The organism is Sphingobacterium sp. xlx-130 (genome assembly GCF_011007405.1).
Classification (GTDB): domain Bacteria; phylum Bacteroidota; class Bacteroidia; order Sphingobacteriales; family Sphingobacteriaceae; genus Sphingobacterium; species Sphingobacterium luzhongxinii.
Genome location: NZ_WFKN01000014.1, coordinates 71,886 through 79,935, shown reverse-complemented (window position 1 = coordinate 79,935; position 8,050 = coordinate 71,886). Strand labels below are relative to the sequence as shown.

The window sequence follows — 8,050 nt, the reverse complement described above, 5'->3', positions numbered from 1 at the left end:
TTCATCGGGGATCCATCGGGGATCGACCGTGTTTTGAAAGAATCAAGGCCGGACAAAGGCAGGCCTTGGGCAGAACGAAGACTCCCCCTGTCTTCGCCCGTTCTACCGGCACTGCGCCCTACCTCCCCGCTCGTCATTGCGATGAGCTTCGCGAATAAGCAACCCCGAAGGGCTCATCGTAGATAATCTATTGTTTTGTTCTATCGGGCGACTAGAAAGATCTTTGTCACTCTGTCCACAGGACAGTCCTTCCCCACCCCTAAAAAATGTTTCATTTTTCAAGGTTTTAAATTGTTTTTCAATGGACTTGAAGAACTCGCTACACGAGGTTTTCGAGTTCATTAGTGTAACCTAATGAAGGCGGGACTGAGAGCTTATCCTATCAATAACCAACCATACCTAATCCTTGATCAGGCCACACCGTTCAACAAAATAGTAAACTGAATATCAAGAATTTGCTTAATTTAAATTCAAGTAAAATAATCGGTTTATAATGCACATCGCAAGAACTAGAAAAGTCATCAATAATGACTAAGCCTCCGAAGCTACTCCGGGGCCGAAATAATGTTTTTTGTTCTTTTTTTTAAGCTCATACTCGCTATTGGTTAACGAGTCTTGCGTGGGTAGCTCCTTGATACATGTGGGGCTACAAACCGTCGTCACAATAAAGTTTCTCACGCCTTACACGACACGGAATTACAGCAGCGCCCACATCTACCATCTAGGCAAATATAGCATAAAAGTATAGACATGGGTGTTTAATCTGCTGCCTTGCGTCGTGGCGTGAGAATATTGTGACGGCAAGACTCTTAGTTTAAACACCTAAGTTCTTTAGAAAACAAACGTTGTCTTCTATATAAATCAAAGACAAGTAATCTAATTACAAAAAAAGAATTAAATGTCGCTTTTTGTAATCTGGTAAGATTTCATATTTGACTTATGTCGAGTATAAACAGAGAGGTAATCACTAAAAACATACTTAAATTAATTGATGCTAATGGTATCGATGATAAAGACTTTGCAAACCTCATTGAGAAATCAACAAGAACATTAGCTAGAATTAGAAACGATGAAGCCCTATTTAATGTTGAAGCAATTAATATAGCAAGTTTATTTTTTAAAAAATCATTAACGGAATTAAACATTCCGGATATCCAGATTGAGGATAATTCTCGCAATACGCTTAAGGATATTCATAAAGATAATGTTTCTTACTATAGCCTGTTAGAAAAGCGTCCAAGTATTACTTATGCTATAATTCATTATTTATTAACTAACGAAGAGTTTTGTTCAAAGGGTATGATTGTCGACAAAATCAAAAAGCTTTTCGAATCATTTGGCTGGAAATATTCCAGTTCGTATATCTCTAGTTCAATGGTTAGGAATAATAAATATATAGCTTTTTCAGGCACCGAAATAGTTAACGGAAATGAGGTAAATATCTATAAATCTACAACGAACCTGCCATTGAATGGCAGATCGAAAGCCGTAAGAGAGACCTGCTGGATTTAAACTTATTGGACCAATCCGTCTACGTAAACTTTTTAAATCGAACCCATTCTGATGTCAATATTGAACTTGTGCTCAGTAAGATAGATGGTATGAGAAAACAGACTGGAGAAAGGAACCCGCACTCTTGGAACATAGTGGACACCGATGAATTTATTTATTGGATAAGTAATTGATATTCAGCAACTGCAAAGCAGAAATCGAACAACCTATCCGTCCCCTATTACTCGCCAACGCATTAAAATACCGCAACAGCACGAAAGGACTGCCAAAGATATCAACAAGGAAAAAGGATGATAATGCGAGGTTTGTTTATGGGTTAAATCTATAAAGTATCTCGTCCTGAAATCACAATATTTCGCTTTAGCAATCGAATAGCGGAGACAACTTAAGTAAGTAGTTCTTAAATTAGTATTGAAACTTTGAAGAAACCGGAAGTTTAACGGGTACTAAATTGAGTCCTTCCTGAAATCTGATTCGGATGCATAGATCTAATCTTAATGATTTTTGAATTAAAGAATGTATCCCTTAGTTTCTAAATTATTAAACTATGGAAAAGAACACAATTTCATTATAGATTGTAAATACTAAGGCAGCAGGTATTGATGTCGGGTCCCGTATGCACGTTGTTGCTGTGGATCAAAATGTTGAGAATGTAAGATCCTATGGGGTCTACGCCAAAGATAATGATGATATGATTGAATATCTCAGCAGTCATGAAATTAGTACTGTAGCAATGGAAAGTACCGGTAGCTACTGGCAAACACTTTTTAGTGCTCTACAAAATTCAGGATTTGAAGTGATTTTAGTTTCAGGAAGTCAAACCAAAAATGTAAAGCTATAAACGTATAAGACCTCTTGCCAATAACTAGAAAAGTTTTTCTTGCCCCTTTAAGGAAGCCTTGAAAACAACGAGCTTTTCGCGTTGCATTAACAGCGTATGTATCTCCTAAAGAACTTGACTTGGCAATGCATAACAAATAGCCACATCTTGGTACTTCTGTGCATAATGGGCTGTCCGAATTTTACGAATAATAGCCAACTTACGATCTAGTGAAGATCTAAATTGATCGTTTTAATTGCTTAAATTCCATTTAAAACAACTTTAATTTTTATTCTTTTAAATAATTGAGTTATTTTCCACCTAGCGTATCTACACACAGGAGGGGATACAAAACAAAGAGTTAAAATTGCAGAGTTGCAAAATTGTAAATATCATTTTTATAGAAGGTAAATTAAAAGATCTGTTCAAATGATTAAATCAAGAAGAAAAACATTAATAAACAAAAAAGGGGCTGTCTCAAAAGAGACGGCCCCTTAACTATTTCACGTTTTGCTCTCCCATATAGCCTCCTTTCTATTATTACAATAGTTTCAAATTAACCTTGTATAAATGCAGATACGGGAATATAACCTTTGTTTTCTAAGAATTGTGCGTCTGGTACTTCTATTTTAAAGACATGACTCCCTTTTTTGAGTCTCCCCAATTCGATCACTCGAGTAGGTATCAGAGCACCTGGACACCAGTTTGAGAAAGATTGCCACTCCTTATCGGTACGCGGCTTACGTCCATAAATACCATTTCCTTGCGTATTATAAACCCGATATGGCTCACAACTTGGCTCTCCGGGAATGTAGTTCAGCACCAGTTTACCATCCAAGTAAACATTGTGGATGCGCCGGGTATATTCCTCCCCTCCTCTGTTAGCACCGTGATTCGATGTAATGAGATAAATTTTTGCATTCTCAATATTAGCGTCTAATACCAGTGTAATCTCTTTCACCGTTTTGCCTAAGGTATCCGTATTTTTATAGTTGTTCAATTTGTAATCATAAACAATACTCTTCATTTCGGTAAGCTTCTTTTTCTTGACATTTTTCTTATTTATAATAAATGATAAGTTACCAATAAACACATCCTTTCTACCTTCACAACCTTTCACCTCTTTTTGTGCCGCTGATGAAACACCAAACATGCTTAACCCGATATAAAAATCATACTGTGCATTCATTTTTTTATCCAACAATATTTGAGCAATATGATCGACATTCCAAATATAAGGAACCTCATTCGGGCTCTTATTTTTATCCATGAATGGTGTGATAAAACGGCCTATTTCAATATGAATAGCATCTTTACTATAAGTCTGTCCCTTTTCAACTAGTGCTAAAGACACATTGGCGATACGATCATAATTGTCACAAGCAGGTTTTAGGAGGACCTGCATTTCTAAAGTGCCATTTATTCTTTTCAGTTCAGGAGCAGTCAGTTTTCTGACATATGTTGTATTGGTCCGAATAATCTCAGGAGGAACTTGATAATCTACTAAATTGGCATATCCATCAAAGAATAAGGCATCTTTAAAAATTGATATATTATCTTTTTCTATTTCAGCTGCTTTTTGACTAAAACCACTTATAGTCAAAAATATCACAGCTGCCATTAGGTACTTCATATTTGTTTGGTCTATTTTATTATAATAACGTCGTTGAGGTAAATTATCGCTCAACGACGCAAATATATTATAATTCCTGAATATGTTAATTTCTACTTGGCCAGTTCTTTTTCAAGCATTTGTTTCAATGCTGGATTTGAGGGTCTAGGCGCATCCACACTCACTATTTTACCTTCTTTATCAAAGACCATAAAACGAGGGATACTGGTAATCTTATAATCATCCGATATCTTAGACTTTGCTCCGGCAAAAAGCTGAACTCCACCTAAGTCTGCATCGTTGACCATTTTGGACCATTTTTCTTTATCCTTCAGTTCGTCTACAGATATACTGATAATTACGACATCCTTTCCCTCCATTTCCTCTTCTATTTTTTTTAGAGCAGGTATTTCCTTCTTACATGGACCACACCATGTTGCCCATACATCTACCAGGACTACTTTTCCTTTTTGGCCACTTAACGACACCATCTTCCCATGGACATCTGGATATTCGAAATCAGAAGCTATCCCTCCGGGCTTTTTCTCGTAAAACCGGGCTCCTGAATTTTCAGCTCGCCTTTTTTGACTTTCTGTTTTAAAGTACTGCCCATAATTATTCATCATGTCCGTATAATGATCATATGTTTTTATTTTCGGTATTTGAGTATACAATATATATTCAGCTTTTTGACGATCAGTGGCCAACAGCCCGAGCTTTCCAGCCATATCCAAATTATTGTCTGAAGCAAAATCAACATACTCTTTTAAGTAACTTTTACCATAATGGACACTAAATAATTTATCATTTGGAAATTTATTTTTGCTTACAATAGAACCATAATAAGCGGGGTAATCCTCTTTTTTAGGAGTGGGTGCCCATGGAGTGGATGGCAACCGCAGGAAACTCAGTGCATAAAAATCAATATCATAAGTAGTAACCTCTTTCATCAATTCATTAAAATAGAGGTTATTTGTTCTTATCCCTTTCCTAAATTCATCAGTTTGTGAAGCGATTGCAGTCAGTTCAGGAAAAAAATCTTTGTAGCTGCTCAAATCTGATTTAGATAAAATAGTCATAGGGTGCACTGACATTCTTTTTATTTTTTTTGTAAAAGTCAACCATTTGTCCAGAACTATATTTTCAGGGGTATTTTCGCCAGTAAATTCGGCGTGTACACCATCAATTGTCAGTTCTGCTTTATCAGCTGGCTTAAGATAAACAGGAAACTGTCCTTTTGAGATATCTGGAGATCCTAGAACATAAAAGCCTTCAGATTCAGGAATAAATAAAAAGCCAAAGAAACCATTTTTAGATAGATTGCTTGTCGCAATTACTTTTGGCTCTCCATCTTCTATTTTCATCAAAGAGATATTGTCTTTTATACTTGCGTGTTCTGCTTTTACGGTTCCGCGTATTTCACTTACTTGAGCAACGGTTGCTGTAAATCCAACGAGCAAGGCAGCTGATAAAATTATTTTTTTCATTTGAATAAGTTTTTTACCCTGTGACAAGGTATAATGAATTTTATATTGATAGTAATTAAATATAGGTCGAAGATTTTTAATATAGAAAATAACTTCGGTATTATTTTGCTAATACCGCCTCAAGCATAGTTTTCAACTATCGATCAGAAGCATATGGATTATAAGCTTTTATAATTCGGCCTTCTTTATCAAAAAGCATAAATCTTGGAATGTTCTTTATTTTATATTATTGACCGATCTCGTTCTTCAGGCGTATAGCAACTGGAAACATGATATCCTTTCTTTTAAAAATACGGATGACAAGTGGTAGGGCGAAAACTAAAAGTAATTGAAATAATATAATGTCTTTCAATGTGATTAATTTGGTCTTGAACCCCATCTCCTCTACCATATAAATAAACATAAACTTTAATACAGCATTTTTTTCTTTCGGGGATGTTTCAAAGGAAAACGTCTTACCAAAAAAAACAATAAATGAAATATCTCAAGACAGAGGCAGAATATTAAACCGAGCCATGGCCCAACAGGCGTTGGTAAGAGACAGCGAAGTCCCTAACAGCTGATGCACAGAATGTTGCTTGACCAATCTGACTTTTAGGGAGTGTGTTTTTTATCTCTTCAAAGATCCATTTTCCCAGTTCGTTGATAACAGGCAGTGATTCGGTCAGACGGATTTCTTTGATCTGTTTGGCGTCAAGCTCACCTTCTTTGACGCGACTTTCTATAGCGTAAAGTTTTTGAATCATGAATAATGCCTTTTCAGCTCTTTGCTTATCATTATCCAGTGCTTTTTCAAACTCATTGCGCACATGTGCCCAGCAAGCAAGGTGTGTCACCTCTTTCTTTTTACCGTATTTTTCATACACTGCATAACCATGAGCAAAAGGATCCATCCGACAATATGTCGAATGGATCCTCTTGCTCGTTTTGATAAGATGTTATATCCCAACCGAGTTCAAAGTACGTTTTTTAAACGACTACTCGTATCCGGGATTTTGTTTCAGATTAGGATTATTGTCAATCTGATTAATGGGGATCGCAAATAGTTCCCGATTCACATCTTTGGTTGCTTTATGATCCCACCAAGTGCCGTTGATAAATTCTCCAAAACGAATTAGATCCGTTCGTCTTTTGCCTTCGAAAATAAACTCTCTTCCTCTTTCTGCCAAAAGCTCTTTCAAAGTCAAGGTGGTGACAGTGTATTTTTCGGTTGGCCAATCTGTTTGATCAAAAGCGCGTTTACGAGATTCGTTAATTAAATTCACAGCTTCACTCGTAGCGACATCTCCATTTTTACGCATGAGAGCCTCTGCTTTATTAAAATAAATTTCCGTCAAGCGATACAGGATATAATCATTTTCCAAATAATTAGGTTCATCCAAAGTTCCTGATTTGTATTTATGGAAACGAGCTCCAGAATTTTCCTCCCCTTGTGTCATTGATCCTTGTGAGGTTAAGTCTCCCTCGCTTTCTCTCCTGATCGTATTAACATAAGCGAAGGGTTTGCCGTCCCACTCTTCTGTGCCTAGAATAGGTATAGTGGTGCCGTATTTATATTGAGGGCCAAACAAAAACCACTGTTTTTTACGAAGATCATTCGCTGCATATGCGTCGAAAGCACTTGGAATTACGACGAAAGCATTCCATCCGCCATAAGCTACTTTCAAGACATCCTTCATGTTGTCATATCCCATAAAGAATCCGCCCCAACCAAAATTCAACCCTCCCCTTCTACTAAATTGAAACTGGAACAGAGATTCTTTATGAAAATCGTTCGCGTTGGAAAAAACGGAGTTAATATCTGCGCTAAGCTGAGGAATGCCGTCAATCCCGCCTCCTTCGCCCAAGATAATTTTATTGCAGGCGGCAATACAATCGTCCCACCTTGCTGTACCGGTCCATTTCTCGGCATTCAAATACAACTCTGCCAACATGGCATAAGCCGATGCTTTAGAAACCTGACCTATAGTTTCTCGACTTGTCAGAGGCAACTGATCAATATTATTGTTGATTTCGCTCTCTATAAACTTGAAAACTTCGGCGCGCGACTTTGTCTCGGGGTTGATCGGATCGCCGACTTTAGTAGCGATAGGCACATTACCCCACATATCCATGATTTTCAAGTAATGAAAGGCACGAAGGACCTTTAGTTGTGCTAAGATAGTAAGCCCTTCGTTTTCTGTCATACCTATTTTAGGCAAATTAAGACCTTGTATATCATTAATCGCATTATTGACGTAGCCTACCCCTTCCCACATTCCCCTCCAGGCATTACGAATACGAGACTCATTACTTGTCCAAGTATGGTAGTGCATACGAATATGATCGCCAGAATCGTAGCCATGCTTCCCTTTCTGCGGCCAAGCCAACTGATCAGCGGATAACTCGGAGTGGTAATAATACCCACTACCACCTGTAGGAGCTAACCACGACTGCATGTGCGTGTACGGGCGAAGCGCCGCCTGCATAACCTCTAATTTATTACTATAAAAGTTATCCGCTTTTATTTCGCTATATACTTTCTCCTGTAAATCTGTACAGCTGAGGAACGTCCCTCCTATTAAAGCTGATGATATAAGTCCTACTATTAATCTATTAGATCTTTTCATTTGTCTATCT

Annotated in this window: 7 protein-coding genes; 2 read left to right on the top strand and 5 right to left on the bottom strand. The window is 37.3% G+C overall.

Annotated features, from left to right (window positions below; all coding sequences use genetic code 11):
- Window positions 1-939 precede the first annotated feature (939 nt).
- Window positions 940-1,512, top strand: a complete 573-nt coding sequence (locus G7B18_RS18815; protein ID WP_164123761.1) for a hypothetical protein — start codon at window positions 940-942, stop codon at window positions 1,510-1,512.
- Window positions 1,513-2,086: 574 nt separating this feature from the next.
- Complete coding sequence (locus tag G7B18_RS18810; RefSeq protein WP_317164284.1) at window positions 2,087-2,353, top strand: IS110 family transposase; 267 nt, start codon at window positions 2,087-2,089, stop codon at window positions 2,351-2,353.
- 535 nt (window positions 2,354-2,888) lie between these two features.
- Here G7B18_RS18810 and G7B18_RS18805 read toward each other — a convergent pair.
- The 5 genes from G7B18_RS18805 to G7B18_RS18785 all read right to left on the bottom strand — a co-directional run bounded on the left by G7B18_RS18805 (window position 2,889) and on the right by G7B18_RS18785 (window position 8,040).
- Window positions 2,889-3,965 (bottom strand): peptide-N-glycosidase F-related protein, encoded by a 1,077-nt coding sequence (locus G7B18_RS18805; protein ID WP_164113040.1) that lies wholly within the window; start codon window positions 3,963-3,965, stop codon window positions 2,889-2,891.
- Between the two features lie 92 nt (window positions 3,966-4,057).
- On the bottom strand, window positions 4,058-5,431 hold the full coding sequence (locus G7B18_RS18800) for a TlpA family protein disulfide reductase (protein ID WP_164113039.1): 1,374 nt from the start codon (window positions 5,429-5,431) through the stop codon (window positions 4,058-4,060).
- 226 nt (window positions 5,432-5,657) lie between these two features.
- Window positions 5,658-5,834, bottom strand: coding sequence for a hypothetical protein (locus tag G7B18_RS18795; RefSeq protein WP_164123759.1), 177 nt, complete (start codon window positions 5,832-5,834; stop codon window positions 5,658-5,660).
- A 100-nt stretch (window positions 5,835-5,934) separates the two neighbouring features.
- Window positions 5,935-6,324: an IS66 family transposase gene (locus G7B18_RS18790; protein WP_240452903.1), complete on the bottom strand. Its 390-nt coding sequence runs from the start codon at window positions 6,322-6,324 to the stop codon at window positions 5,935-5,937.
- 84 nt (window positions 6,325-6,408) lie between these two features.
- Window positions 6,409-8,040: a RagB/SusD family nutrient uptake outer membrane protein gene (locus G7B18_RS18785; protein ID WP_164123757.1), complete on the bottom strand. Its 1,632-nt coding sequence runs from the start codon at window positions 8,038-8,040 to the stop codon at window positions 6,409-6,411.
- Between the last annotated feature and the right edge of the window lie 10 nt (window positions 8,041-8,050).

Coding starts and splice junctions, on each gene's coding strand:
- G7B18_RS18805 (WP_164113040.1), bottom strand. CDS start 3,965: ATGAAGTACCTAATGGCAGCTGTGATATTTTTGACTATAAGTGGTTTT.
- G7B18_RS18815 (WP_164123761.1), top strand. CDS start 940: ATGTCGAGTATAAACAGAGAGGTAATCACTAAAAACATACTTAAATTA.
- G7B18_RS18795 (WP_164123759.1), bottom strand. CDS start 5,834: ATGTTTATTTATATGGTAGAGGAGATGGGGTTCAAGACCAAATTAATC.
- G7B18_RS18800 (WP_164113039.1), bottom strand. CDS start 5,431: ATGAAAAAAATAATTTTATCAGCTGCCTTGCTCGTTGGATTTACAGCA.
- G7B18_RS18790 (WP_240452903.1), bottom strand. CDS start 6,324: ATGGATCCTTTTGCTCATGGTTATGCAGTGTATGAAAAATACGGTAAA.
- G7B18_RS18785 (WP_164123757.1), bottom strand. CDS start 8,040: ATGAAAAGATCTAATAGATTAATAGTAGGACTTATATCATCAGCTTTA.